Annotated in this window: 22 protein-coding genes; 5 read left to right on the top strand and 17 right to left on the bottom strand. The window is 60.1% G+C overall.

Features of this window, described 5'->3' with window-relative positions:
* Positions 1 to 47: 47 nt before the first annotated feature.
* From mdtD to betI, 6 genes are all read right to left on the bottom strand, one after another.
* Positions 48 to 1,475, bottom strand: a complete 1,428-nt coding sequence (gene mdtD / locus WLY71_RS00335; RefSeq protein ID WP_347802054.1) for a multidrug transporter subunit MdtD — start codon at positions 1,473 to 1,475, stop codon at positions 48 to 50.
* A 189-nt stretch (positions 1,476 to 1,664) separates the two neighbouring features.
* On the bottom strand, positions 1,665 to 3,002 hold the full coding sequence (locus WLY71_RS00330) for a TldD/PmbA family protein (protein WP_347802053.1): 1,338 nt from the start codon (positions 3,000 to 3,002) through the stop codon (positions 1,665 to 1,667).
* Positions 3,002 to 4,444, bottom strand: coding sequence for a TldD/PmbA family protein (locus tag WLY71_RS00325; protein ID WP_347802052.1), 1,443 nt, complete (start codon positions 4,442 to 4,444; stop codon positions 3,002 to 3,004). Before WLY71_RS00325 ends, WLY71_RS00330 begins: the two co-directional genes overlap by 1 nt.
* Positions 4,445 to 4,728: 284 nt before the next feature.
* Entirely contained in the window at positions 4,729 to 6,432 is a 1,704-nt protein-coding gene (gene betA / locus WLY71_RS00320) for a choline dehydrogenase (protein ID WP_347802051.1), read from the bottom strand.
* 155 nt (positions 6,433 to 6,587) lie between these two features.
* Positions 6,588 to 8,060 (bottom strand): betaine-aldehyde dehydrogenase, encoded by a 1,473-nt coding sequence (betB, locus tag WLY71_RS00315; protein WP_347802050.1) that lies wholly within the window; start codon positions 8,058 to 8,060, stop codon positions 6,588 to 6,590.
* 107 nt (positions 8,061 to 8,167) lie between these two features.
* Positions 8,168 to 8,761 (bottom strand): transcriptional regulator BetI, encoded by a 594-nt coding sequence (betI, locus tag WLY71_RS00310; protein WP_283181979.1) that lies wholly within the window; start codon positions 8,759 to 8,761, stop codon positions 8,168 to 8,170.
* A 379-nt stretch (positions 8,762 to 9,140) separates the two neighbouring features.
* Here betI and WLY71_RS00305 point away from each other — a divergent pair, with 379 nt between their 5' ends.
* Positions 9,141 to 11,090 carry a BCCT family transporter gene (locus tag WLY71_RS00305; protein ID WP_347802119.1) on the top strand — a complete coding sequence of 650 codons (1,950 nt, stop codon included), beginning with the start codon at positions 9,141 to 9,143 and terminating at the stop codon, positions 11,088 to 11,090.
* Between the two features lie 216 nt (positions 11,091 to 11,306).
* On the opposite strand, the gene choV is transcribed toward WLY71_RS00305, so the two are convergent.
* From choV to WLY71_RS00290, 3 genes are all read right to left on the bottom strand, one after another.
* Positions 11,307 to 12,485 (bottom strand): choline ABC transporter ATP-binding protein, encoded by a 1,179-nt coding sequence (gene choV, locus WLY71_RS00300; RefSeq protein WP_283181978.1) that lies wholly within the window; start codon positions 12,483 to 12,485, stop codon positions 11,307 to 11,309.
* Complete coding sequence (gene choW / locus WLY71_RS00295) at positions 12,482 to 13,327, bottom strand: choline ABC transporter permease subunit (protein ID WP_282380591.1); 846 nt, start codon at positions 13,325 to 13,327, stop codon at positions 12,482 to 12,484. Before choW ends, choV begins: the two co-directional genes overlap by 4 nt.
* Positions 13,328 to 13,393: 66 nt before the next feature.
* Entirely contained in the window at positions 13,394 to 14,341 is a 948-nt protein-coding gene (locus WLY71_RS00290) for a choline ABC transporter substrate-binding protein (protein WP_347802049.1), read from the bottom strand.
* 436 nt (positions 14,342 to 14,777) lie between these two features.
* On the opposite strand from WLY71_RS00290, the gene WLY71_RS00285 reads away from it, so the two are divergent.
* Both WLY71_RS00285 and gbdR read left to right on the top strand, forming a co-directional pair.
* A complete protein-coding gene (locus WLY71_RS00285; protein ID WP_347802048.1) occupies positions 14,778 to 16,154 on the top strand; it encodes an L-serine ammonia-lyase in 1,377 nt (458 codons plus the stop codon).
* 521 nt (positions 16,155 to 16,675) lie between these two features.
* A complete protein-coding gene (gene gbdR, locus WLY71_RS00280; RefSeq protein ID WP_201198415.1) occupies positions 16,676 to 17,779 on the top strand; it encodes a choline metabolism transcriptional regulator GbdR in 1,104 nt (367 codons plus the stop codon).
* A 118-nt stretch (positions 17,780 to 17,897) separates the two neighbouring features.
* On the opposite strand, the gene WLY71_RS00275 is transcribed toward gbdR, so the two are convergent.
* From WLY71_RS00275 to WLY71_RS00250, 6 genes are all read right to left on the bottom strand, one after another.
* Positions 17,898 to 18,161, bottom strand: a complete 264-nt coding sequence (locus WLY71_RS00275; protein WP_347802047.1) for a hypothetical protein — start codon at positions 18,159 to 18,161, stop codon at positions 17,898 to 17,900.
* Positions 18,162 to 18,559: 398 nt separating this feature from the next.
* Complete coding sequence (locus WLY71_RS00270) at positions 18,560 to 19,723, bottom strand: gamma-butyrobetaine dioxygenase (protein ID WP_347802046.1); 1,164 nt, start codon at positions 19,721 to 19,723, stop codon at positions 18,560 to 18,562.
* A 14-nt stretch (positions 19,724 to 19,737) separates the two neighbouring features.
* Complete coding sequence (locus WLY71_RS00265; protein WP_347802045.1) at positions 19,738 to 20,214, bottom strand: thioesterase family protein; 477 nt, start codon at positions 20,212 to 20,214, stop codon at positions 19,738 to 19,740.
* Positions 20,215 to 20,375: 161 nt separating this feature from the next.
* Positions 20,376 to 21,341: an L-carnitine dehydrogenase gene (locus WLY71_RS00260; RefSeq protein ID WP_347802044.1), complete on the bottom strand. Its 966-nt coding sequence runs from the start codon at positions 21,339 to 21,341 to the stop codon at positions 20,376 to 20,378.
* Between the two features lie 132 nt (positions 21,342 to 21,473).
* The gene (gene cdhC / locus WLY71_RS00255; RefSeq protein ID WP_347802043.1) at positions 21,474 to 22,361 is read right to left on the bottom strand and encodes a 3-dehydrocarnitine:acetyl-CoA trimethylamine transferase CdhC; all 888 of its coding nucleotides are present in this window, start codon (positions 22,359 to 22,361) and stop codon (positions 21,474 to 21,476) included.
* A gap of 75 nt (positions 22,362 to 22,436) precedes the next feature.
* Positions 22,437 to 23,381, bottom strand: coding sequence for a choline ABC transporter substrate-binding protein (locus tag WLY71_RS00250; protein WP_347802042.1), 945 nt, complete (start codon positions 23,379 to 23,381; stop codon positions 22,437 to 22,439).
* A gap of 194 nt (positions 23,382 to 23,575) precedes the next feature.
* Between WLY71_RS00250 and WLY71_RS00245 the strand changes: the two genes are divergently transcribed.
* The gene (locus WLY71_RS00245; protein WP_347802118.1) at positions 23,576 to 24,535 is read left to right on the top strand and encodes a GlxA family transcriptional regulator; all 960 of its coding nucleotides are present in this window, start codon (positions 23,576 to 23,578) and stop codon (positions 24,533 to 24,535) included.
* A 152-nt stretch (positions 24,536 to 24,687) separates the two neighbouring features.
* On the opposite strand, the gene WLY71_RS00240 is transcribed toward WLY71_RS00245, so the two are convergent.
* Together WLY71_RS00240 and WLY71_RS00235 are read right to left on the bottom strand one after the other, a co-directional pair.
* A complete protein-coding gene (locus WLY71_RS00240) occupies positions 24,688 to 25,104 on the bottom strand; it encodes a DUF3010 family protein (RefSeq protein ID WP_347802041.1) in 417 nt (138 codons plus the stop codon).
* Positions 25,105 to 25,165: 61 nt separating this feature from the next.
* Positions 25,166 to 25,567: a lysozyme inhibitor LprI family protein gene (locus tag WLY71_RS00235; RefSeq protein ID WP_347802040.1), complete on the bottom strand. Its 402-nt coding sequence runs from the start codon at positions 25,565 to 25,567 to the stop codon at positions 25,166 to 25,168.
* 235 nt (positions 25,568 to 25,802) lie between these two features.
* Between WLY71_RS00235 and WLY71_RS00230 the strand changes: the two genes are divergently transcribed.
* On the top strand, positions 25,803 to 26,780 hold the full coding sequence (locus tag WLY71_RS00230) for a dipeptidase (protein ID WP_008033250.1): 978 nt from the start codon (positions 25,803 to 25,805) through the stop codon (positions 26,778 to 26,780).
* Positions 26,781 to 26,827 lie beyond the last annotated feature (47 nt).

Raw genomic sequence — 26,827 nt, 5'->3', positions numbered from 1 at the left:
CCTGCAAATTCTGGACGAATAGTCGTAGCCGCTGCCGAGGCACGAGGCTAGTGCTCTATATCGTGTTCGCGGCTGACCATCCGTCGGCCATCCTTTGGTGAAAGCTGAGAAAAGATCGTTGCGGCGAGCATCGCCATGATCCCGACTGTTACAAAAGTCAGCTGGAACGCGCCCAAAACCGTGTCCACGCCGTCGTTGCCAATCTCCGCTGTGAAGCCGCCGAGCAGCGCGCCGGCACAGGCCACACCCAGGCTCAGGGACAATTGCGCAACTACCGACAGCAGGCTGTTGCCGCTGCTGGCGCTGGCGTCGTCAAGGTCGATCAGGGTTACGGTGTTCATTGCGGTGAACTGCAGCGAGTTGATCGCCCCCAGAATCGATAGCATCACCAACAGCAGCCAGTACGGCGTTTGCTCGCTGACCAGCCCCATGCTCGCCAGCATTAGCCCCAGCGCCACCGTGTTGCCGGTGAGCACGATGCGATAGCCCAAACGTTCGATCAGCGGTCGCGCCACCGACTTGGCGACCATCGCTGCCGCCGCCAGCGGCAGCATGCTCATCCCGGCCTGGGACGGCGAGTAACCCAGCGCCACCTGCAGCAGCAATGGAACGAGAAACGGCAGGGCGCCGCTGCCCAGACGGGCGAACAGGTTGCCGAGGATGCCCACGGCAAACGTCCGGGTCTTGAACAACGATGGCGCGAACAGCGGATTATCGATGTGCCCGGCCCGCAACCAGTACGCCGCCAGACACGCCATGCCGCCGAACAGCAGCAACATCACGCGCAAGTGCGGCAGGTGCAATTCGCCGAGACCTTCCATGGCGACGGTGATCAGCACCATCGCCGCGCCGAACAGTAAAAAGCCCAGGCTATCGAAGCGGGTGCGTTCAGTGCCGCGCAGGTCGGGGATGAATTTCCACACGGCATAGCAACCGACAGCGCCCACCGGCAGGTTGATCAGGAAGATCCAGTGCCAGGTCAGGTATTCCACCATCCAGCCGCCCATGGTCGGGCCGATCAACGGGCCGAGCAATCCGGGAATGGTGATGAAGCCCATGATCCGCACCAACTCCGAGCGCGGGTAGGCTCGCAGCACCACCAACCGTCCGACCGGCAGCATCAACGCACCACCCAGGCCCTGGATCACCCGCGCGCCAATCAGCATGCTCAGGGTGCTCGACAACGCGCAGAGCAACGAGCCGAGACTGAACAGCAGAATCGCGCCGAAGAAGATTTTCTTGGTGCCGAAACGGTCGGCGATCCAGCCTGAGGCAGGGATCAGCAGGGCGATGGTGAGCATGTAGGCGATGATCACGCCCTGCATGCGCAAAGGGTCTTCGGCCAAGTCTCGGGCCATGGCGGGCAGGGCGGTGTTGAGGATGGTCCCGTCGAGGGATTGCATGAAGAACGCGATGGCGACGACCCACGGCACCCAGCGGGCGGTGACAGCGTCGAGAGGCGGGCGGTTGGGCATGGGACCTCTTGTGGGGGTGAGATGAAGCAGTCCGCAAGTCGATGAAATCCTGTAGCAGCTGGCGAAGCCTGCGTTCGAGGACGAAGTCCTCGCGAGTTCAGCGAGCGCGTTACTACAGAAGTAACTCGGTTGCCGGTTTGGCGAGGACTGCGTCCTCGAACGCAGGCTTCGCCAGCTGCTACAAAGTGTTTACAGCGTTAACGTGAGTTTGCTGACCAGCGCCCCCGGCAACAATGCCGAAGCGGTGGCCCGCTGGCTGTAGGTACTGGCCGACAACATCAGCTCGCGCTCCTCGGTCAACGCTTCCAGCTGCGATCCAAGCAAACTGTACGCACTGTCATCAAACCGCATCGTACTCACCGGCGCCTGAATCTCGCCGTTCTCGACCCAGAAGGTCGCAAACCGCGTCATGCCGGTCAGGCGTGCCGCCGGCTGATCGGAATAGTTCAGGTACCACAGGTTGCTGATGTACAAGCCCGTGCCCAATTGCTTGAGAATCTCTGCATCAGGCAACGTACCGGCCGCCATGTTCACTGCGCTTGGCATTTCACCACCGCTGGCGCCATTGGCGGTCAGGCCGTACTCGGCCGCACTGCGTGAACTGACCATCTGCGCGCCGGCCTTGCCATTGACGATCAACCCCAGATCGCTGCGCGGATAACCTTCGCCGGAGAATGCCGGGCTCAACGAACCACTGACCTTTTCATCCACCGACACCAACGGGCTGAACGCACTGTCGCCCGCATAAAGCTTCTGCAGCGGACTGTTTTTGCTGGCAATCGACTGCGCCGAGAAACCGCCCCAGCCCAGCATGTCCATGATTTCTCCCAGGGCTGCCGGCGCCAGATAGGCGCGGTACTGACCCGGCGCCAGGGTGTGTTGCGGTCTGCCGAGAAGCGCCAACTGCTCGCGCGCCTGCGCAAAGCGCTTGGCAAACCCTTCGCTGATCCAGTCGTGCCCGGCGTAGCTGGCTTTCACCGCCTGGCCATTCTCATGAAACAGGCTGAAATCGAAGTTGAAGCTGTTGGCCTGATGCCATCCGAACGCGCCCGAAGAACTGGCGAAACCGCGACTGATCGGGCCGGCGGCGTAGAAACCCACCAGGTCCAGCCCTTCGGCGGCCTGGGTGATTTCAGCGACCACTTGCTCGGTCTCCGGTAGCGGATGCGCCTGAACATTCTTGCTCTGCCAACCGTTGTGGTTGAGCAGCAGGTACGGATCCTGCGGCAGCAGCGGCAAGGTTTCGCGTAACTGTTGCAGACCTTCTGTCAGGCGCTGAGTATCGACTTCAGCATCACCGGAAAGGGTGATGTTCAGGTCGGCGTGGCGGCCATCATTGATCAGTTTGAAACCGACGCTCGCCTGTTGCACCTGCCCGGCCTGACGGACTTTGGCGTGGTTGAAGCGCACGAAGGCCGAGGATTCGGCGGCGTAGCTGAGGGTGAATTGTTCCGGCTCGCGAATCGCATCGCGCACCCAGTTGACCAAGACTTTGAATGACTCGGCCTGATTTTTCGACGTACTCATCAGGCATCTCCCCCAAACACATCAACGTTGCTGAACACGCAGGCCGGCGAGGCATGGCCGACGCGGATCACCTGGTTCGGCTCGCCTTTGCCGCAGTTCGGCGTGCCCAGGACCTTGACGGAGTTGGCATCGCCAACGGCGCTGAGGCTTTTCCAGAACTGCGCGGAAATCGCCCGGTAGTTGGGGTTCTTCACCACGCCTTTGAGTTCGCCGTTTTCGATCAACTGAGCCCATTCGCAACCGAACTGGAATTTGTTGCGCGCATCGTCGATGGACCACGAGCGATTGGTCGACATCATGATGCCGTGTTCGATGTTGCCGATCAGTTGCTCCAGCGGTTGATCGCCGGGCTCGATGTTCAGGTTGGCCATGCGGTCGATCGGCGGACGGTTCCAGCCGCAGGCGCGGCTGTTGGCGACGCCGTCCATGCCGGCACGGAATTGCGACAGCGCGCCGCCCAGTGGACGCAGCAGCAAACCTTCGCGGATCAGGAATTGTTTGTTCGCGGCCGTGCCGTCGTCGTCATGGCCGTAGCTGGCGAGCTGCTCAGGGATGTCCGGGTCGAAGGTCACATTGAGCAATCTGGAGCCGTATTGCAGGCTGCCGAAGTCTTCTGCCTTGACGAAACTGGTGCCGGCGTAATTGCGTTCATCGCCCAGGATGCGGTCCAGCTCCAGCGGGTGACCGATGGATTCGTGGATCTGCAGCATCATCTGGTCCGGCATCAACAGCAGGTCGCGCGGGCCTTGCGGGGTGTTGGGCGCCAGCAGCAATTGCAGCGCCTGATCGGCGACTTTCGGGCCGGCACCGACCAGGCCGCAGCGGCTGATCACATCAAAGCCGCCTTGTTGGCCGAAATTTTCGCGGCCTAGGGTACGGGTCTGGCTGTCATTGCCGTCGTAGGCGGTGACGTCCACGCTCGGGTAGACGAAACGCTGGGCCTGGCGCAGTTCGGCACCGGCGCTGTTGAGGTAGATCTGCTCGACGTTAGTGATGCCGATGCTCACCTGCCAGTTCACCAGTCGCTCGTCCTTGGGCACGGATGCGGATTCGGCGCCGAGCAGTTGGTAGCAATCGCTCAGGGACGGGAAGGGCTGGTCCAGGTTCGGCGAAAAGTAGTCGGCGCGGTCGCTGGAAACGGCTTGCTCGCGCAGGTCGAGCAGGGCGTGGGGCTTGAGTCGGCGGGCTTGTTGCTCGGCTCGCTCCAGCGCGGCTTGCAGGCCGGACTGGGACAGGTCGTTGGTCGCGGCGTAGGCTTCGACGCCGTTGACCCGAACGGTCAGCATCGCGCCTTCGTCACGGCTCAGGCTGGGAGGTTCAGCGACGTTTTTGCGCACCGACAGGTACTGGCCGGATTCGCGCACATAACGCAGCGAAAAGAATTCAGCGCCCGTGCGCAAGGCAGCGAAGCGCTGCTTGAGCTGGGGGTGGAAATCGAACATTCGGGAACCTCCTTGGTATGGAGTGGCGGTGTATCGATGTTGCGAGGGGGGTGAAACGTTTGCGTGGCGCTAGATTAGGCCTGGGCGGGGGGTAGGATCAAGGGCGGTGCGGTGTAGGAAGGGATTACCGGGGTGTGTCAGGAAATTATGTGGCGTTAGGCCGGGCCCCATCGCGGGCAAGCCCGCTCCCACAGTGATCGCGGGTGAATCACAAATATGTAATCCAACCCAAAACCTGTGGGAGCGAGCTTGCTCGCGATTGGCCGTGACGCGGTGTAACGGTCTTACTGAGCCGTCAGGCTCACATCACGCAACGGCTTGCCACGCACCGGCGCATCGCCGGCCACGAAGTAATCAGCCTTGCTACGTGACAATGGCTTGCGACCACGGATCTTGTCGGCGATTTTCTCGGCGATCATGATCGTCGGCGCGTTCAGGTTGCCGGTGGTGATGATCGGCATGATCGAGGCATCGACCACACGCAGGCTCTGCATGCCGTGCACACGACCTTCAGCGTCAACCACCGCCATTTCGTCGGTGCCCATCTTGCACGAGCAGGACGGGTGGAACGCGGTTTCGGCGTGTTCGCGGATGAACTTGTCGAGCTGCTCGTCGGTTTGCACGTCGATGCCCGGGCTGATTTCGCGGCCACGGAACGCGTCCAGTGCAGGCTGTTGCATGATTTCACGGGTCAGGCGGATGCCGTCGCGGAATTCCTGCCAGTCCTGCTCGGTGGCCATGTAGTTGAACAGGATGCTCGGGTACTCGCGCGGATCCTTGGACTTGGCCTGGATGCGACCACGGCTCGGCGAACGCATGGAACCCATGTGCGCCTGGAAACCGTGCTCTTTCACACCGTTGCTGCCGTTGTAGTTAATCGCGACCGGCAGGAAGTGGTACTGGATGTTCGGCCAATCGAATTCCGGACGGGTACGGATGAAACCGCCGGCTTCGAACTGGTTGCTGGCGCCGATGCCGGTGCCGTTGAACAGCCACTCGGCACCGATGGCCGGCTGGTTGTACCAGAGCAGCGACGGGTACAGCGAGACCGGTTGGGTGCACGCGTATTGCAGGTACAGCTCAAGGTGATCCTGCAGGTTTTCACCCACGCCCGGGAGGTCGTGGACCACCGGGATATCGAGTTTTTTCAGCAGCTCGGCCGGGCCGACGCCGGAACGCTGCAGAATCTGCGGCGAAGCGATGGCGCCGGAGCACAGCAGCACTTCTTTGCGGGCGCGGGCTTCAACGCGTTCTTCAGCGGCGCCGATCAAGTAACGCACGCCGACCGCACGCTTGCCTTCGAACAGAATCTTGTCGGTCAGGGCGTGGGTGACGATGGTCAGGGTCGAGCGCTTCTTGGCGATGTCCAGGTAACCGCGAGCGGTGCTGGCGCGACGGCCGTTCGGCGTCACGGTGCGGTCCATCGGACCGAAACCTTCCTGCTGGTAACCGTTCAGGTCTTCGGTACGCGGGTAACCGGCTTGCACGCCGGCTTCAACCATCGCGTGGAACAGCGGGTTATTGCCGGCTTTCGGCGTGGTCACGCTGACCGGACCTTCGCCACCGTGGTAGTCGTTCGGGCCGATGTCGCGGGTTTCAGCCTTACGGAAATACGGCAGGCAGTTCAGGTAGTCCCAGTCTTCAAGACCTGGCAGTTTGGCCCAGTTGTCGTAGTCCATCGCGTTGCCGCGGATGTAGCACATGCCGTTGATCAGCGAAGAACCACCCAGGCCCTTGCCGCGACCGCATTCCATCCGGCGACCGTCCATGTGTGGTTCTGGATCGGTTTCGTAGCCCCAGTTGTAGCGACGACCTTGCAGCGGGAACGCCAAAGCGGCCGGCATTTGCGTGCGGAAGTCTAAACGGTAGTCCGGGCCGCCTGCTTCGAGCAGCAGAACGGTGACGCCTTCGTCTTCAGTCAGACGGGTCGCCAGGGTGTTACCGGCCGAGCCGGCACCGATGATGATGTAATCGAATTCTTGGGACATTAAATGCACCCTCTTTGAAGTTGGTCAGGTCGCCTGTAGCAGCTGCCGAGGCACGAGGCTGCGTTGGGTCGCGCAGCGGCCCTCTGAGGGCGGTCCTGCGGACGCGCAACGCAGCCTCGTGCCTCGGCAGCTGCTACAGGGTTTTCAGCCGGGGCTTAGAACACCGAGGCGTAATCGCCCAGTTCGACCTGTACCGATTTGATGCGTGTGAAGTTGTTCAGCGAGCTGATGCCGTTCTCACGGCCCACGCCCGACTGCTTGTAGCCGCCGACCGGCATCTTCGCGTCGGACTCGCCCCAGGCGTTGATCCAGCAGATACCGGCTTCCAGTTGATGAATCACGCGGTGAGCGCGGTTCAGGTCTTTGGTGACAACGCCAGCGGCCAGGCCGAAGTCGGTGTCGTTGGCACGACGGATCACTTCTTCTTCGGTTTCGTAGGTCAGGATCGCCATCACCGGGCCGAAGATTTCTTCGCGAACGATGGTCATCTCGTCGGTGCAGTCGGTGAACACGGTCGGGGCCACGAACGCGCCTTTGGCGAATTCGCCTTCGGTCAGACGGCTGCCGCCGCACAGCACGCGAGCGCCTTCTTCCTTACCTTTGGCGATGTAACCCAGCACGCTTTCCATGTGGGCGAAGCTGACCAGCGGACCGAAGTTGGTGTTCTCGTCTTCCGGGTTGCCGACGCGGATGCGCGCAACGCGCTCAACGATCTTGGCTTCGAAAGCGGCTTTCAGGTGGCTCGGCACGAACACGCGAGTGCCGTTGGTGCAGACCTGACCGGAGCTGTAGAAGTTGGCCATCATGGCGGTGTCGGCGGCGCGATCGAGGTCGGCGTCGTCGAAGATGATCAGCGGGGATTTGCCGCCCAGTTCCATGGTCACGTCTTTGAGCGACGAGGCGGAAGCGCTGGCCATGACCTTCTTGCCGGTGTCGGTGCCGCCGGTGAAGGAGATTTTTTCGATGCGTGGGTGTTCGGTCAGCCAGGTGCCGACTTCACGGCCGCTGCCGGTCAGTACGTTGAACACGCCAGCCGGAACGCCGGCTTCGGTGTAGATCTCGGCCAGTTTCAGGGTCGTCAGGGAAGTGACTTCGCTTGGCTTGAAGATCATCGCGTTACCGGCCGCCAGGGCAGGTGCGGATTTCCACAAGGCGATCTGGATCGGGTAGTTCCACGCGCCGATACCGGCCACGACGCCCAGCGGCTCGCGACGGGTGTAGACGAAAGAAGTGGTGCGCAGCGGGATTTGCTCGCCTTCGATGGCCGGAACCAGACCTGCGTAGTACTCCAGCACGTCAGCGCCGGTGACGATGTCGACGTACTTGGTTTCGGAGAACGACTTGCCGGTGTCCAGCGTTTCCAGAGCAGCCAGTTCATCGTTGCGCTCGCGCAGGATGTCAACGGCACGACGCAGGATGCGCGAACGCTCCATGGCGGTCATCGCGGCCCAGATTTTCTGACCCTTTTCGGCGCTGACTACAGCGCGCTCAACGTCTTCCTTGGTCGCACGTTGTACTGTTGCGAGGACTTCACCGTTAGCCGGGTTGATGGCTTCGAAGGTGGCGTCGCTGCTGGCGTCGGAGTAACCGCCATCGATGTAAAGTTTTTGCAGTTCGAAACGGGCCATAGTGTCCTCGCAAGTGCATAAGTGGTTGGCGTTGACCACTGGGCGTGCCTTATAGCTTGGGCAACGCTGGTCAGTGGCGGTTCAGGTGCTGAGCGGTTCTGTGTGCTCTAACTCACCTGCTTGGCCAGTTGGAAATCCATGTATTCGTAAGCGATCTGGTGCGCCTGCCCGGTGTCGAAAGCATCTCCCGACAGCGCGCCGCGCAACCACAAACCGTCAATGAGGGCTGCCAGGCCCCGGGCTGCACTGCGCGCGTCTTCGAGCGGCAATACGCGGCGGAACTGGCAGCACAGGTTGGAATACAGACGGTGATCGTTGATCCGCTGCAACCTGTGCAAAGACGGGTGGTGCATGCTGGTGGCCCAGAAGGCCAGCCAGGTTTTCATTGCCGGGCCATTGACCTGGCTGGCGTCGAAGTTGCCTTCGATAATCACCTGGAGGTGCGCCCGCGGGCTGCTGTCCTCCAGCGCCTGACGGCGCGCGGTGACGTTCTCGCTGAGTACACTCATCAGATACTGCGCCGTGGCAGCAATCAGGCCGTTCTTGTCCTGAAAATAGTGACTGATGATGCCATTCGAGACACCGGCCAAACGGGCGATCAGCGCAATGCTGGCGTCCCCCATTCCGACCTGATCGACCGCCTGCAATGTGGCTTCGATCAACTGCTGGCGACGGATGGGTTGCATACCGACCTTGGGCATCTTGCACATCTCCTTAGGCCTTCCGGCGGACGTGAAACGTCTATCGGATTGAAGGCCAGTCTATTTTGTTTTGATTGAACGTTCAATCAACAAAGAATAAGATCTGCGACAATTCGTCGCTGCCTACAGGTTTTTCCTACATGTAGTTGGCGGAAAAACGACATCCGAAAACGCTCGAAACCCACGCGCACTGGCGCTCCCGGGTTTCGGGCTTTTTTCGGGGTGTCTTTATATCACCCGCCTGTCGGCTGCCAACTAACCGATTGGTCGGGTAACGCGTTGCCTTGTGTTCTTCTCTCGCACTGCCTGGAGCATCTGTGCCATGAGTTCTGCCTCTCTTATAAAGACCCCACCCGAGAAGGTGACGGTCAACGGTTGGGTGTTCTACACCTCTACCGCGTTGATCCTGTTGTTGACCGCCATTCTGATCATCGCCCCGCAAGAGGCCGGCAGATTGCTCGGTATTGCCCAGGCCTGGTTGTCCCGCAGCTTCGGCTGGTACTACATGGTGGTGATCGCCGCTTACCTGGTGTTCGTGGTCGGCCTGGCGTTTTCGTCCTACGGCAAGCTCAAACTGGGCAGCAAGGACGACACCCCGGACTTCAGCTACGGCGCCTGGGCGGGGATGCTGTTCTCGTCGGGTATCGGCATTTCGCTGCTGTACTTCGGTGCTTCCGAGCCGCTGGACCACTACTTCAATCCGCCCGAAGGCGTGGCTGCCAGCAACATGGCCGCCCGTCAGGCCGTTCAGCTGACGTTCCTGCACTGGGGCCTGCATGGCTGGGCGATCTACGCATTGGTCGGTCTGGCCGTGGCCTATTTTGCTTACCGTCATAACCAGCCGCTGGCGTTGCGTTCGGCGCTGTATCCGCTGGTGGGCGAGCGTTGGGTCAAAGGCGCGGCCGGTCATGCGGTGGACGGCTTCGGCATGTTCGTGACCCTGCTGGGTCTGGTGACGAACCTGGGGATTGGTTCGCTGCAAGTGTCGTCGGGCCTGGAAAACCTGTTCGGTATGGAGCACAACAACACCAACCTGCTGATCGTGATCATCGTGATGAGCACCGTGGCGACCATCGCTGCGGTGTCCGGCGTGGAAAACGGTATTCGCCGTCTGTCCAACCTGAACATCGTGCTGTTCAGTGGTTTGCTGATTTTCGTGCTGTTGTTCGGCCCGACTTTGCACCTGCTCAATGCCTTTGTGCAGAACATTGGCGACTACCTGAACGGCGCTGTGCTGAAAACCTTCGACCTCTATGTGTATGAAGGCGACAGTGAGAAGTCCGACCGCTGGTTGGGCCTGTGGACCCTGTTCTACTGGGCCTGGTGGATTTCCTGGGCCCCATTCGTCGGCATGTTCATCGCGCGTATTTCCCGTGGTCGCACGGTACGTGAACTGGTGGCCGGCGTGCTGCTGATCCCGCTGGGTTTCACTCTGGCATGGTTGTCGATCTTCGGTAACTCGGCCCTGGACCTGGTGATGAACCATGGGGCGGTGGAACTCGGCAAGACGGCGCTCGAACAGCCGTCGATGGCGATCTACCAACTGCTTGAACACTACCCAGCATCGAAAATCGTGATCGGCGTGTCGATCTTTGTCGGTTTCGTGCTGTTCCTGACCCCGGCGGATTCCGGCGCGGTGATGATGGCCAACCTTTCGTGCAAGGGCGGTAACGTCGACGAAGATGCGCCGCACTGGCTGCGTATCTTCTGGTCGGCGGTAATTACCCTGGTAACCATCGGCCTGCTGTTTGCCGGCAACTTCGAAGCCATGCAAACCATGGTGGTGCTGGCAGGTCTGCCGTTCTCGGTGGTGCTGGTGCTCTTTATGTTCGGCTTGCACAAGGCCATGCGCCAGGACGTGCAGATCGAACAGGAGCAAGCGCAGCTCGCAGCGCGCGGTCGTCGTGGTTTCAGCGAGCGTTTGACTCAGCTGGACTTGCAGCCGAATCAGTCGATCGTTCAACGTTTCATGGACAAGCAAGTCAGCCCGGCGCTGGAAGAGGCTGCGGTGCAACTGCGTACTCAAGGCCTGGACGTGCAAACGTTGCTGGGCAAGGCCAAGCGTTGCATGGGCCTGCGGATCGAGATGGAAGAGGGCAACCCTTTTGTCTACGAAGTGAGCCTGGACGGTTATCTGGCTGCGGCGAGTGACACGGTTTCGGCTGAGAGTGCTGATGAACCACGTGCACGTTACTACCGCGCCGAGGTGTACTTGCACAACGGCAGCCAGGACTACGACTTGATGGGCTTCACTCAGGATCAGATCACCCGTGACGTGCTCGATCAGTTTGAAAGCCATCGGCAGCTCCTTGGCCGTGTCTATAGCTGAGACTTGAAGTAATGCGGTGCAAGGAGCCGCACCGCAAACCTTGTGGGAGCGAGCTTGCTCGCGATGGCGGTGGGTCAGGCAACATTGATGCTGACTGTTATGCCCTCATCGTCGGAACGCCGCCCGGAGCAAGCTCGCTCCCACAGGTTCTTCCACAGGTTCTGAGCACTAACAAAAACGCCGCGATCCTCTCGCGGCGTTTTTGTGTGTATTGCCTTAACCCAGATTCTTGCCGAGCAGTGCGTGATACAGCTCACTGTCACCCAGAATCCCGACCACCTTGTTGTTGTCGTGCAGCACCAGCTTATTACCCGTCTGATATCGAATCTGTAGCGCGTCGCGCATGCCGATGTTCGAATCCACCAGCGTTGGACGACGACCCAGGCCTTCAACGGCTTGCCCAGGGATCCAGTTCTGCAGGTCCAGGCTCGCGCCGTTCTGGCGTGCGCCCTTGATGGTGTTGCCTTCGGCCAGGTCCAGCCAGGAGTCACCGCCCGGATCGAGGCATACCGACCCGTTGATGCGTTTGCAGTTGTCCAGGGTGCGCATCAGGCTGCGACCGCACAGAACGTTGAGCGGGTTGGTGTGGGCGACGAAGGTCCGCACGTAATCGTCCGCAGGGTTCAACACGATCTCTTCCGGCTTGCTGTACTGGACGATCCGACCGTCTTTCATGATCGCGATACGGCTGCCGAGCTTCAGGGCTTCATCGAGGTCGTGGCTCACGAACACGATGGTTTTGTTCAGCTTGCTTTGCAGTTCCAGCAGTTCGTCTTGCAGGCCTTGGCGGATCAGCGGGTCGAGGGCCGAGAACGGTTCGTCCATCAGCAGAATGTCGGCATCCATCGCCAGCGCGCGGGCCAGGCCCACACGTTGCTGCATACCACCGGAGAGCTCGTCCGGCTTCTTGTTGCGCCACTGGGTCAGGCCCACCAGCTCAAGTTTTTCATCGACCAGTTTTTTCCGTTCCTTCTCCGGACGACCCTGCATTTCCAGACCGAAGCTGATGTTCTCGCGAACGGTCAGCCAAGGCATCAGGGCGAACTTCTGGAACACCATAGCAATGCGCTTGGTGCGCATCATTTTCAGTTCCGCCGGGGTGCAGGAAGCGATGTCGATCTGCTTGCCTTCGTGCTCGACGAACAGTTTGCCGCGGCTGACGGTATTGAGGCCGTTGATGCAGCGCAGCAAGCTGGACTTGCCGGAGCCGGACAGGCCCATCAGTACGCAGATTTCACCTTTTTCGACGTCCAGGCTGGCCTTTTCGACGCCGACAATCTGCCCGGTCTTTTTCAGGATCTGGTCACGGGTCATGCCCTGATCGAGGAGTTTCAAGGCCTCGCGCGGGTCTTTGGAGAAGATTACGTCGACGTCTTCGAAGCGAATAATGCTCATGCGTCACCCCCTACTTTGGCTTCGGGTTGTTTGCAGATACGGTCGAGCATGATCGCCAGCAATACGATCGCCAGGCCGGCTTCGAAGCCCAGGGCGATATCAGCAGTGTTCAGTGCGTTGACCACGGGTTTGCCCAGACCGTCGGCGCCCACCAGTGCCGCGATCACCACCATCGACAGCGACAGCATGATGCACTGGGTGATACCGGCCGCGATGCTTGGCATGGCGTAGGGCAGTTCGATGCGTGCGAGCAGTTGACGGCGCGAGCAGCCGAAGGCTTTGCCAGCGTCCATCAATTCTGCGGGAACATCACGGATACCCAGGTAGGTCAGGCGGATAGGCGCGGCAATTGCGAACACCACCGTAGAAATCAGACCCGGGACCACACCCAGACCGAAGAGGGTCAGGGTAGGAATGAGGTACACGAAGGTCGGCACGGTCTGCATCAGATCGAGCACCGGACGCATCAGTGTGTAGAACATGGGTTTGTGCGCGGCGACGATGCCCAACGGCACGCCGATGACCACGCAGACCAGGGTGGCGAACAACACCTGGGCAAGGGTTTCCATGGTTTCCTGCCAGTACCCCAGATTGAGGATCAGCAGGAAGGAGGCGATGACAAAAACGGTCAGTCCCCACTTTCGTTGAATAAAGTGTGCCAGTAGCGCGATGAGGCCGATCAATGCCAGCGGGTTGAACCAGGTCAGCGCAAAAGTCACGCCGTGGATCATCGTTTCCAGTGACACGGCGATCGCGTCGAAGGTGTTGGCGCCGTGTTGCGTCAACCATTCAACGAAGCCCGCGATGTACTGGCCTAGAGGTATTTTCTGATCAATCAGCATGGTAGTGAACGTCCGCATGCAAGGAAATAAACAGCCCGGGCGAGCGAACCCGCCCGGCGTAAGCGATTACTGCGCGAGCTTGGCTTTCACGGCCTCCAGGCCTGGTTTACCGTCAATGGTGGTCACGCCAGCGAGCCAGGTATCGAGGACCTGTGGATTCTTTTTCAGCCAGGCCTTAGCGGCCGCGTCAGGCTTCATTTTGTCGTCCAGGACGTTGCCCATCAGGGTACTTTCCATGTCGAGGGTGAACACCAGGTTTTTCAGCAACTGTCCAACGTTGCTGCATTCCTGGGCGTAGCCCTTGCGGGTGTTGGTGAAGATGGTCGCCTGACCGAAGTTCGGGCCGAAGTAGTCGTCGCCGCCCGTCAGGTACTTCATCTTGAAACGCGTGTTCATCGGGTGCGGTTCCCAGCCCAGGAACACCACGGCGGTGTTGCGACGCTGAGCGCGATCGACTTGCGAGAGCATGCCTGCCTCGCTGGACTCGACCACCTTGAAGCCGGCGGCTTTCAAGCCGAAGGCGTCCTTGTCGATCATGCTCTGGATCAGACGGTTGCCGTCGTTACCCGGCTCGATGCCGTAGATCTTGCCGTCGAGTTCTTTCTTGAACTTGGCGATATCGGCGAAATCCTTCAGCCCCTTGTTATACAACTCTTCGGGGACGGCGAGTGTGTATTTTGCGTTTTCCAGGTTGGCGCGCAGGGTCTCCACAGCGCCGGCTTCGCGGTAGGCTTTGATGTCGTTTTCCATGGTCGGCATCCAGTTACCGAGGAATACGTCCATGTTCTTGCCGTCGGCCAGGGACTTATAGGTCACCGGCACGGAAATCATCGTGGTTTTGGTTTTGTAGCCCAGGGCTTCGAGTACGACGCTGGTGGTGGCGGTGGTGACAGTAATGTCAGTCCAGCCGACATCGGAGAAGTTTACGGTGCTGCATTGAGCCGGTTCTGCGGCTTGCGCCAGAACCGGCAGACTTAGCATGGCGGCCAACAACAACGACGGGGAACCTTTCATGGGTGGACTCCTTGGTGTTTTTTTTTGGCAGTGTTCCGACTGGACCACCGCACTTATGTGTTGCGGTTGGATGGCGTTTTGGAGACAGCTTTACCACGGCGCCTTGCAATCGAGTCGATACGATCATGTACCAGTGAAAATCTGACGCCTACAGGGTGCGTCGTAACCAGTACAGGGATGGTCGCATCCAGTGTCGGTGAGGTCGTTTACAGCTATTTTCAGCCCTTTCTGCTCCTTTGAGCCGTAAAAAAACCGTGAAAACGTAGCGCTGATGGCTCGCGGCGTTGGTGGGCATGAGTGGGTCGGTGTGAGACGTCGAACGACACGGTAAAAGCCTGATGATGCGGCCATCCCGGCGGATTGCAGCTTGAGCGTAGCAGCTCCGTCACTGGGCGCTTTTGCGTCTGGAGTTGGCACATCCAGGAGTTCGGCAGTAATGGCTATCAGTGTTTTCGACCTGTTCAAAATCGGCATCGGCCCTTCCAGTTCGCACACCGTGGGACCCATGCGGGCCGCGGCGCTGTTCGTGCAAGGTTTGCGTGAGCAGGGTCTTTTGGAACAAGTACGGCGCGTCGAAGTTCAGCTTTATGGTTCGTTGTCGGCCACCGGCATCGGTCACGGCAGCGACAACGCGGTGATCATGGGGCTGATGGGCGAGTGGCCGGACGCGATCGATCCGTCGCAAATCGGCCTCCGCATCGAAACCCTGCGCGAAACCCACACGCTGTTGCTCGACGGTTGTTTGTCGGTCCCGTTCATCTGGGCCCGGGACATGCGCCTGATCGACGAGAACCTGCCGTTCCACCCTAACGCCATGACGCTGATCGTCGAAGGTGATGACGGCGAGCTGCATCGCGACACCTACTATTCCATCGGCGGCGGTTTTGTCGTGGACGAAGCCCAGGCTTCCAGCGGCGTGGTCGATCTGGATCGCACCGTGTTGCCGTACGACTTCTCCAGCGCCGTCGAACTGCTCAGCCTCTGTAAGCAGCACAACCTGCGCGTCGCCGAATTGATGATGGCCAACGAGAAGGTCTGGCGCAGCGAAGAGGAAATTCGCGCTGGCCTGATGACACTCTGGCGCGCCATGCAGGATTGCGTCGAACAAGGCCTCAAGCACGAAGGCATCTTGCCCGGCGGCCTGAATGTGCGCCGTCGCGCGGCCAGGTTGCACCGCAGCCTGCAAGAGTTGGGAAAACCCAATGTGATCGGCTCGACGCTGAGCGCAATGGAGTGGGTCAACCTGTTCGCCCTGGCGGTCAACGAAGAAAACGCCGCTGGCGGGCGCATGGTGACTGCACCGACCAATGGCGCGGCGGGGATAATTCCGGCGGTGCTGCATTACTTTATGAAGTTCAGCGAGGTGGTGACTGACGCCAACGTAGTCGACTATTTCCTCAGTGCGGCGGCGGTAGGGATTCTGTGCAAGAAAAACGCTTCGATTTCCGGTGCGGAAGTCGGTTGCCAGGGCGAAGTCGGTTCGGCTTGCGCCATGGCGGCGGCCGGGCTGGCGGAGATTCTGGGTGCGACACCGGAGCAGCTGTGTAACGCGGCGGAAATCGGTCTGGAACATAACCTCGGCCTGACCTGCGACCCGGTGGGCGGGCTGGTGCAAGTACCGTGCATCGAGCGCAATGCGATTGCCGCGGTGAAGGCGATCAACGCAGCGCAGATGGCGCTGCGTGGCGACGGTCAGCACTTTATCTCGCTGGATCGGGTGATCCGCACAATGCGTGATACCGGCGCGGACATGCATGACAAATATAAAGAGACATCGCGCGGTGGGTTGGCGGTTAGCGCGGTTGAGTGCTGAGACCGCGTCGCCTGCATCGTCGGATCGCCGTTGACCAGCGAGCCGGACACAGCAAAACCGTGTTGACGGAAAAGCTCAGGGCGTGAAGGCGCCAGACCAGTCAAAACTGCGCGGTAAGTGAACACTCGATTCAAAGCACGCCACGTTTTGGCGCGTCGCTTACAGATAAGCCACTTGCCGGAGATCCGGGATCCAAGCTGGCCATTACCGCCTGTCACCTGTGCTTGCGGTGACACTCTTTACCAGGTCGCTGTAGCCCTGTTCCCACAAGTGCTACCGATTTGCTCACGCCCAACTGGGCAGAGCGCCTCCCGCCGATAATGGCACTTATAACCCCCACTCGCGGCGCGGCTTATATAGACGCGGCGCGACGTCGTTTTCAGGAGTTATTGAACGGCCATTCAACTTTAGGCATGGCATTTGCTCTGTCATTACAAAGCCCGTCTCCCACGCGAGAACGATGGCAATAACAAGAGCCTCCGCCTGAGGCCATCACCCGCTTTGTGTGAGGAGATACCGCGATGACGACGTTCAACTCCGGGGCCCAACCCCAGAACCGTGCGCCTCAATCCATCGGCTTTTTGCTGCTGGACAATTTCACGCTTATTTCTCTGGCCTCCGCAGTAGAACCCCTGCGCATGGCCAACCAACTGTCCGGCCGCGAGCTGTATCGCTGGACCACACTCACCGTCGACGGTGGTCAGGTCTGGGCCAGTGACGGTCTGCAAATCACTCCCGACTGCTCCATGCACAAAGCGCCTGCCCTGGACACCATCATTGTCTGCGGCGGTATCGGCATCCAGCGCACTGTTACCCGTGAACACGTTTCGTGGCTGCAAAGCCAGGCGCGTCAGTCCCGCCGTCTCGGTGCGGTCTGCACCGGCAGCTGGGCCCTGGCGTGCGCCGGCCTGCTGGATGGTTTCGATTGCAGTGTGCACTGGGAGTGCCTGGCCTCGATGCAGGAAGCGTTCCCGCGTGTGGCCATGAGTACCCGTCTGTTCACCCTCGACCGTAACCGTTTCACCAGCTCCGGCGGCACCGCGCCGCTGGACATGATGCTGCACCTGATCAGCCGCGATCACGGTCGTGAACTGTCGGCCGCGATTTCGGAAATGTTCGTCTACGAGCGCATCCGCAACGAGCAGGATCACCAGCGTGTGCCGCTCAAGCACATGCTCGGCACCAACCAGCCGAAGTTGCAGGAAATCGTCGCGCTGATGGAGGCCAACCTCGAAGAGCCGATCGACCTCGACGAACTGGCGGTGTACGTCGCCGTGTCGCGTCGTCAGCTGGAGCGGCTGTTCCAGAAATACCTGCACTGCTCGCCATCGCGTTATTACCTGAAACTGCGCTTGATCCGCGCCCGGCAGTTGCTCAAGCAAACGCCGATGTCGATCATCGAAGTGGCATCGGTGTGTGGCTTCGTGTCTACGCCGCACTTCTCCAAGTGCTACCGCGAATACTTCGGCATTCCGCCGCGTGACGAACGCGTAGGTTCCAACACCACGCAACAAGTGGCGATGATGCCACTGCCGCAAGCACTGGTGCTGTCGCCGCTGTCAGGACCGTTGTCGGCGTTGAGTCAGGCGCGTAATGAGTCGACTTTCGCTAGCGTAAGGCTCTAAGACCGGGTTGGCTTCATCGTCGGAACGCCGCCCGGAGCAAGCTCGCTCCCACATTGACCGAGTTCTCTCAGGGGAATGCGGTCAACTGTAGGAGCGAGCTTGCTCGCGATGGGTTCTATCAGGCGCTACGGCTCTGCTGATACTCCGCCAACGCGGGCAGCAATTGCTTGTCGATGGCCTGGCGCACGGCCGGCAGGATGGTCGCGCTGCTGGTGTACATCTGCTTGACCATTGTCCGCAGTTCCGTTGCCCGTTCGTTGTTCAAACCCCGTACCGCGCATTCGCAGGCCTGCTCAGCGGTTGCACCCGGGGGTATTGCAAATCCTAACGCCTTGAGCTGGCCCAACAGGTCTTCCTGGTCAATCAAATCGGCGTACATCATGACGCAATCCTTCTTCAGGGAACGGTGTCGTGGCTCGATTCTCGTAGGGGTACGGAGTGGCGGCAAGGACGATTTGTCGCAATGGCCGCAATACCTATGAACAGGTCGTTTTCGGCTAACTTGCGCAGGAGGAGAGTGGGCACACTGGGATCAGCTGGCTTCACGAAGGTTTGGTCACCCTCGCGCAACGGCTCCTCAACAGTACCCACCTCTGCCCCGATCCTGTCACGGCTTGATCGGGGTTTTTTTTGCCTGTGAATCAGGTATGGAAGTGTTGATTGGACTGACGCCATCGCGAGCAAGCTCGCTCCCACATTGGAACTGTGTCGTACACAAATACTGTGTCCGCTGCAGATCCCTGTGGGAGCGAGCTTGCTCGCGATGAACGATGACGCGTTTTAACGCTGCAGCACGAGAATGCGCGACAACAATTCATCACGGTCGACATAGCAACCCTGAAAATGCCGGGCGCCAGTGGCGGGGTCGAAGGCGTTGCGGGCGTGGAGGGTGCGGCGGTTGTCGAAACACCACATTTCGCCGGGGTTTAACCGCGTCATCACGCGGAATCGCGTTTCCCGGGTCATCGCAATAAAGCGGCGGTAGGCGTGATAGAGAGCGGGCATCTGCTCGACCGACGCATCGAACGGACCACGCAGAAAATTCGCCATGCGGATTTCCGAAACCTGCCCAAAGGCATCCAGCGCGATGATCGGCGCGAGACAGCGGTAGTCGCTGTGGCGGTCTTTGTTGCGGAATTCCACAGGGATTTCGCAGAGGCTTTTAAACGCCTCGGGATCTTCCTGACGCAAGGCTTCGGCAATGGCAAAACCGTCGACGAAAATACTCTCGCCACCCTCGGCGTCATTCACCAGGCAATGCAGAAATTGCAGCCCCGGTTGTAACTCCCGGGTTGGCAGGTCGCTGTGCAGCGGCAGGTTGAAAGCGGTGTAAGCATTGCTGTCGGCATCGGCCTTGGATTGCACGTTGAACAGCACGCCAAAATTGCTCTCGCGGATGAAGGAAATCCGCTGGGCAATCAGCTTCAACGAGCCCGGCTCGGTGGGCATTCCGCGGACCCGAGTCAGGCCGGTATCGCGCACGGCCAGCAGCCATTGCAGCAAGGCGTCGTTGTCGTTCATCAACGCCTGGTATTCGAACACCGGCAGCGTCAGGTGGCTGTTCCAGAGCTGGCTTTTTGGCTTGGATGCCCGGCGTTCGGCGCGGGACTCATCGTCGTAGGCGTGGGCCCGTAACCAGCCAGGATCGAAGCGGCTGAGATGGCCGTCCTGCCAATCGACACGCAGGCAGCCTTCGGCATCAATGCTGACGTCCGAGGGCTTCAGGTTTTCGGCGACGTCGACGATTTCCAGCACTTGCTCGCGGGTCACGGTGTAGACGCACAGCGGGCACGGACAGTTGTCCCGCAGCCACTGATGATGAAAGGGGCTGACACGGTCATCGGCCCACTTCACTTGAATTCGGTCCGCCAGGGTGTGTACGGCGGTCAACGCGCTGATCAACGGGTAGATACGGAAGTCGGCAAAAGCGGCGGCGGTGTTCAATGGCGATCTCCTTGTTATTTTTTAGGGGGTAACGCGATCACTCGGCCAATGTAGTCGGGGGCGGGAAGGTCGGTTTGCTCGGCGACGAGGGCTTGCAGCTTGCTCAAGGTGTCTTCGCTGAACGGTGCGGAGCGCGGCCCGGCAAGATCGACGTGCAGCAACATTTGCTCGTTGCCCGCCAATTCCTTCTCATCTCCCGCCAGATGCAGGCTATGATAGAGGTGCAGGCGTTTGCTGTCGTGGCCGATGATTTGGGTGTGCACTTCGACGTCGGCGTCGAGCTTCACTTCGTGCAGGTAATTGAGGTGCAGTTCGAGGGTGAACAGCGAGTTGCCGCTGGCTTCGCGGTTGTTGCTGTCCATGCCCAGACGATCCATCAGCGCGTCGGTGGCGTAGCTGAAGATGAGCAGGTAGAAGGCATCGCGCAGGTGGCCGTTGTAATCGACCCAGTCGGGGATGATTTTGGTTTGGTAGGTGGTTAGGGTGGGCATGGTGAGTGATCCAACGTTGTTGGTGTCTGGGCTGTCGCTATCGCGGGCAAGCCCGCTCCCACAGTGATTTGAGGTGGATATACAATCTATGCCACTCAGTAGATCCCTGTGGGAGCGGGCTTGCCCGCGATGAGGCCAGACCTGCTGGCCCCTGACTTGGTTTATTCGCTAAACGCCATGCCATGTTTGGCCTTGGTGGTCTTCACCGCCTCCAGCACCGCCAGCAAGCAATCATCACGATAGCGCTCCAGCGCCGAAATGCTGTGCGTGCCCAGCTGATCGCTGGTGCCATCCACCACATCATCAATCAACTTGTCGGTCAGCTCCGGTGCCGGCAGATACGTCCACGGCAATTGCAACGCCGGCCCGAATTGCGCCATGAAGTGCCGCATGCCCGCATCGCCACCCGCCAGGGTGTACGTCAAGAACGTGCCCATGAACGACCAGCGCAGGCCCGCGCCAAAGCGGATCGCATCATCGATTTCACCGGTGGTCGCTACACCGTCGTTAACCAGGTGCAGCGCCTCACGCCACAGCGCTTCGAGCAAGCGGTCGGCGATAAACCCCGGCACTTCCTTGCGCACATGCAGCGGACGCATGCCCAAGGATTCGTAGACTTTCATTGCCGCTTGAACGGCTTCGGGCGCGGTGTTTTTGCCACCCACCACTTCCACCAGCGGCAGCAGGTAAACCGGGTTGAACGGGTGCCCGACCACGCAACGTTCCGGGTGCGTCGAACTCTCGTAGAACTCACTCGGCAACAGGCCGGAAGTACTGGAGCCGATCAAGGCATTGGGCTTGGCCGCCGCGCTGATTTTGCTGTGCAGTTCCAGTTTCAGGTCCAGACGCTCAGGGGCGCTTTCCTGAATGAAATCCGCGTCGCGAACGCATTCTTCAATGGTTGCGACAAAGCGCAGCCGATCCTGCGATGCACCTGGCGCAAGGCCCTGTTTCTCCAACGCTCCCCAGGCATTGGCGACGCGTTTGCGCAGCGCGGCTTCGGCACCGGGCGCCGGGTCCCAGGCCACCACGTCGAGGCCGTGGGCGAGGGCGCGGGACACCCAACCGCTGCCGATGACACCGCTGCCCAGGGCTGCGAAGGTTTTGATTTCAGTGATAAAGCTCATGGCGACGTCCTAAAAGAATTCGATGATCCGTGTAGGAGCTGCCGAAGGCTGCGATCTTTTGATCTTGTTTTAAGAGCAACATCAAAAGATCGCAGCCTGCGGCAGCTCCTACAGGTCTATTTGTGTGTGAGGTCAGCCGCGCTTGGTCAGGCCCATTTTTGCCCGGCCTTCCGCCGGCGTCAGAACACGGGCGCCGAGACGGCTGAGGATTTCCGAGGCGCGTTCGACCAGTTGGCCGTTGGTCGCCAGTACGCCCTTGTCCAGCCAGATGTTGTCTTCCAGGCCGACCCGCACGTTGCCGCCAAGCAGCACCGCTTGCGCAGCCATCGGCATTTGCATGCGACCGATGCCGAAACCGGCCCAGATCGCATTGGCAGGCAGGTTGTCTACCATGGCTTTCATGGTGGTGGTGTCGGCCGGCGCGCCCCACGGGATGCCCAGGCAGAGTTGGAACAGCGGGTCGTCGAGCAACCCTTCCTTGATCATCTGCTTGGCGAACCACAGGTGACCGGTGTCGAAAATTTCCAGCTCGGCTTTCACGCCCAGCTCTTGAATTCGCTTCGCGCCGGAACGGAGTTGCGCCGGGGTGGACACGTAAATGGTGTCGCCGTCGCCGAAGTTCAGGGTGCCGCAATCGAGGGTGCAGATTTCCGGCAGCAGTTCTTCAACGTGAGCCAGACGGGTCAGCGGGCCGACCAGGTCGGTGTTCGGGCCGAACTCCATCGGGTTCTCGCCCGCGCCGATTTCCAGGTCGCCACCCATGCCAGCGGTGAGGTTGACGATGATGTCGACGTCCGCCTCGCGGATGCGCTCCATCACTTCGCGATACAGCGCTACATCACGGCTGAATTTGCCGGTTTCGGGGTTACGCACGTGGCAGTGGACCACGGTGGCGCCGGCCTTGGCGGCTTCCACGGCGGCCGCGGCGATTTGTTTCGGGGTGACCGGCACGTGTGGGCTCTTGCTGGTCGTGTCGCCAGCACCGGTGAGTGCGCAGGTGATGATGACGTCGTGGTTCATGAGGCGGGTTCCTTGCAGGCGTGATGATTCCGTTCGCAGCCCCTGTCGGGCTGCGAATCGGTGGTTCAATCGGGTTTATTTGCTGGTCAGTTGCAGGTTTTCAGCGGCTGGCTTGCCATCGAAGGTGGTCACGCCTTCGAGCCAGCGTTGCTTGTCTTGCGGGTGATCTTTCAGCCATTGCTTGGCCGATTCGAAGGCGTCCTTGTGATCCAGCAGCGGCTGCATCATCCGGCTCTCGTCTTCGGCGGTGAACGTCAGGTTGCTCAGCAAACGACCGATGTTCGGGCATTGCTCGGCGTATTTCGGCGCGGTGACGGTCCAGACCGTGGCCATGCCTTCGTTCGGGCCCAGGGCGTCGTCGCTGCCGGTGAGGTACGTCATCTTCACGTTGACGTTCATCGGATGCGGCGCCCAGCCGAAGAACACCACGGCCTCTTTGCGTCGCACGGCGCGATCCACCGCCGCGAGCATGCCGGCCTCACTGGACTCGACCAACTGGAACTTGCCGAGGCCAAACTGGTTCTTGGCGATCATCGCCTTGATCTGGGTGTTGGCGCCCGAACCTGGCTCGATGCCGTAGATCTTGCCGCCCAATTCTTTCTCGAACTTGGCGATGTCGGCGAAGGTTTTCAGGCCCTTGTCGGCGAGGTAAGTCGGTACGGCGAGGGTGGCGCGGGCGTCTTTCAGGCTTGGCGCCTCAAGCACCTTGACCTGATTGGCCGCGACGAACGGCGTGATGGTCTGGGTCATCAGCGGGTTCCAGTAGCCCAGGAACAAGTCCAGGCGCTGGTCGCGGATCCCGGCGAAGATGATTTGCTGGGAAGCGCTGGTTTGTTTGGTGTTGTAGCCGAGGCCATCGAGCAGGACTTGGGTCATGGCACTGGTGGCGATCACGTCGGTCCAGTTCACAACGCCCATGCGCACGTTCTGGCATGAAGCAGGTTCGGCCGCCATGACGCTGGCGCTCAGGAAAGCGGTACCGCTGAGTGCAAGAACACAGCTGCTGATCAGTCGTTTCATGTCGGGTTCCTCGGCAGGTCGTTATTGTGGGTCCGGTCGTCTTCGTGCGCCGGTGATGCCAAGTTACGCAGCTCAAGCCCTGCTGAAACGCACTGCGGCGACCAGCTCTTGCACTGCAGCGACCTGTGCTCTTGATTGCCATCGACAACTGGCGTATCAACGTCAACACGCTACCCGCCAACCGAGTGCGCTCCATGTCCCAGGATTTCTACTTCATGTTGATGCCGGGTTTCTCGGCCATCGGTTTTATCTCGGCCATCGAGCCGCTGCGGGTCGCCAATCGCTTTCGTGGCGAGCTTTACCGCTGGCATGTGCTCAGTGCGGACGGCGGGGCGGTGCTGGCCAGCAACGGCATGTCGGTCAACGCCGATGCGGCGCTGGAACCGCTGAAGAAAGGCGCAACGCTATTGGTGGTCGCCGGCTTCGAACCCCTGAAATTCGCAACCCCGGCGCTGGAACACTGGTTGCGCCGTCTGGACAACGAAGGCGTGACCCTCGGTGCCATCGACACCGGCAGTTTCGTCCTCGCCGAAGCCGGCCTGCTCGACGGCCATCGCCTGACCCTGCACTGGGAAGCCATCGACGCGTTCAAGGAGTCCTATCCACAGCTCAGCGTCACTCAGGAGCTGTTCGAGATCGACCGCCGGCGCATTACCTCCGCCGGCGGCACCGCTTCCATCGACCTGATGCTCGACCTCATCAGCCAGGCCCACGGCCCGGAACTGGCGATCCAGGTCAGCGAGCAATTTGTGCTCGGCCGCATCCGCCCACGCAAAGACCACCAGCGCATGGAAGTCGCCACGCGTTATGGCATCAGCAACAAGAAACTGGTGCAGGTGATCGGTGAGATGGAGCAGCACAGCGAACCGCCGCTGAGCACATTGGAGTTAGCAGAATCGATCAAGGTGACGCGGCGGCAGCTGGAGCGACTGTTTCGCCTGCACCTGAACGACACACCGAGCAATTTCTACCTGCGTTTGCGGCTGGAGAAAGCCCGGCAGCTGTTGCGGCAGACGGACATGAGCGTGCTGGAAGTGAGTATTGCGTGCGGGTTTGAATCGCCGTCGTATTTCACCCGCAGTTATCGGGCACGCTTTGCGCGGTGCCCGCGAGAAGACCGCCGGCGGTTGGGAGATGGCCGGGAACTGGTCTAAGCGCAGATTTTGACAGCAACAGAAAACCCTGTGGGAGCGAGCTTGCTCCGGGCGGCGTTCCGACGATGAGGCCAGTACATTCAACATTGATGTCGGCTGATCCACCGCTATCGCGAGCAAGCTCGCTCCCACATTTTGATCTGCGTTCGCTTTTACTTCTTCATCAGCGCCGAGCAGGCCGCTTTAAACGCTTCATGCTGATACTTGTTCAGCGTGGTCGGCAGTGCAAAGTCAAACTTCTTGTTCTGCGCATTAATCGTCTGTGGCGACAGCAACGTGACCTCGCAATTTTCCAGCAACTGGAAAACGCCCTCGATCTTGAACGTGGTCGGCCCACCGGCGAACTCGCCTTTCTTGCTGCGTTTCTTGATCGCGATCCGGTCGATGGAGTTCTCGCGCACAAACGACGCCACCTGAGCGGCAAAGACTTTGACGTTCGCTGCTTCGTCGTCATCGTCGAGTGCGATTTTCTTGTTGGCTAGAGCGATGTGGCTCAGCGCCTGACCGTCGAGGGAGGCCACGGCAATGATCGCTTCGCTGCCTTTGATTTCGATGCCGCAGATTTTCATTTGAGTTCCTTTCCCGGATGGTGGCGTGCAGCTTACAGCTCAAGTTGATCGGCGTTTGCGCTTACTCCTGCCCAATCGACTCCAAAAACTCCGACCGTTCATCACTCATCCGCGCCACGCAATCATTCTGCGCGATGGTGAATGCCTTGCTACCGGTCGTCGCCGGAAACGCCTCAACCGCGCAATCCGCATCACGCGTCTTCAGCCATTGCTGTTGCGCCGCCTTGAGCTTGGCGGTGATGTCGGTCAGTTGCGCAGGGTTTTTGCCGTAGAGCGTCTGCATGCGCTCGGTCAGGCTTTTGTAGTTTTCGCTCAGCAGGTCTTCGGCGGTGGTTCTGCCGTAGACCGAGCATTCCAGGGTCTGGACCTCGTTTTCGACTTTGTCGCAGGGATTGTCGTCGGACTCTTCCGCCGCGTGTACGCCGGTGGCTATCAGTGCTAACGCCAGGAAGATCGATTTCATTACGTCGCCGCCCCTTATTCAGTGAAATATCCAGTAATGGAGCGAATTCTGGCCCATGCGCAAGCCCTTGAACAGGTGGCCCATGACGTCCGGCGACGACCCTTTGTCGCGGATTGACGCTTTCGGCAAACCCCCTGTCGTTTTTGCACCCGGCTGCCCCCTCCCTCAGGCATATGCTGGCCCCAAAGCGCCGACACACGATTCGGCGCACGAATCGCTAATAGGGGACAGCCTGATGAGCCCAGCCGAATTGCACGCCGACAGCATCGTTATCGACGGTCTGATTATTGCCAAGTGGAACCGTGAGCTGTTCGAAGACATGCGCAAGGGCGGTCTGACCGCGGCCAACTGCACCGTGTCGGTGTGGGAGGGCTTTCAGGCCACTGTGAACAATATCGCCGCCAGCCAGAAGCTGATCCGCGAAAACAGCGACCTGGTGATTCCAGTGCGCACCACCGCCGATATCCGCAAGGCCAAGGAGCAGGGCAAGACTGGCATCCTCTTCGGCTTCCAGAATGCTCATGCCTTTGAAGACCAGATCGGCTACGTCGAGGTGTTCAAGCAGCTGGGCGTCGGTATCGTGCAGATGTGCTACAACACCCAGAACCTGGTCGGTACCGGTTGCTACGAGCGCGACGGCGGCCTGTCGGGCTTCGGTCGTGAAATCGTTGCCGAGATGAACCGCGTCGGCGTCATGTGCGACCTGTCCCACGTCGGTTCGAAAACTTCCGAAGAAGTCATCCTCGAATCGAAAAAGCCGGTCTGCTACTCCCACTGCCTGCCGTCGGGTCTGAAAATTCACCCGCGCAACAAATCCGATGAAGAACTGAAGTTCATCGCCGATCACGGCGGTTTCGTCGGCGTGACAATGTTCGCGCCGTTCCTGGCCAAGGGCATCGATTCGACCATCGACGATTATGCCGAAGCCATCGAATACACCATGAATATCGTCGGCGAAGACGCCATCGGCATCGGCACCGACTTCACCCAGGGCCATGGCCAGGACTTCTTCGAGTACCTGACCCATGACAAGGGCTACGCCCGCCGTCTGACCAGCTTCGGCAAGATCATCAACCCGCTGGGCATCCGCACCGTCGGCGAGTTCCCGAACCTGACCGAAACCCTGCTCAAGCGCGGCCATTCCGAGCGCGTGGTCCGCAAGATCATGGGCGAGAACTGGGTCAACGTCCTCAAGGACGTCTGGGGCGAGTAACCCCACTTTGAACAACGATCCCTTGTAGCAGCTGCCGAGGTACGAGG

It is taken from the genome of Pseudomonas rossensis (genome assembly GCF_039888995.1).
GTDB lineage: Bacteria > Pseudomonadota > Gammaproteobacteria > Pseudomonadales > Pseudomonadaceae > Aquipseudomonas > Aquipseudomonas rossensis.
This window is presented reverse-complemented; position numbering and strand designations above follow the sequence as displayed.